Raw genomic sequence first — 440 nt, forward strand, 5'->3', positions numbered from 1 at the left:
GACTACCCGGGTATCTAATCCTGTTTGCTACCCACGCTTTCGTGTCTCAGCGTCAGCAATGGTCCAGAAAGCCGTCTACACCGCAGGTGTTCCTCCTGATATCTACGCATTTCACCGCTACACCAGGAATTCCGCTTTCCTCTCCCACGCTCGAGCACTCCAGTTTCCGGCGCACCCTCCCAGTTAAGCCGGGAGATTTCACACCGAACTTAGAGCACCGCCTACACACTCTTTACGCCCAGTAATTCCGAACAACGCTCGCTGCCTACGTATTACCGCGGCTGCTGGCACGTAGTTAGCCGCAGCTTCTTCTTCAGGTACCGTCATTATCGTCCCTGCCGAAAGAGCTTTACACCCCGAAGGGCTTCATCGCTCACGCGGCGTCGCTGCATCAGAGTTGCCTCCATTGTGCAAGATTCCCCACTGCAGCCACCCGTAGG

General features: G+C 56.1%; 1 rRNA gene. It reads right to left on the bottom strand.

Features of this window, described 5'->3' with window-relative positions:
- Positions 1-440: ribosomal RNA gene (locus tag AADR41_RS42535) — 16S ribosomal RNA — on the bottom strand; the annotation flags it as partial.

This window comes from Streptomyces sp. CLV115, assembly GCF_038448545.1.
GTDB lineage: Bacteria > Actinomycetota > Actinomycetes > Streptomycetales > Streptomycetaceae > Streptomyces > Streptomyces sanglieri.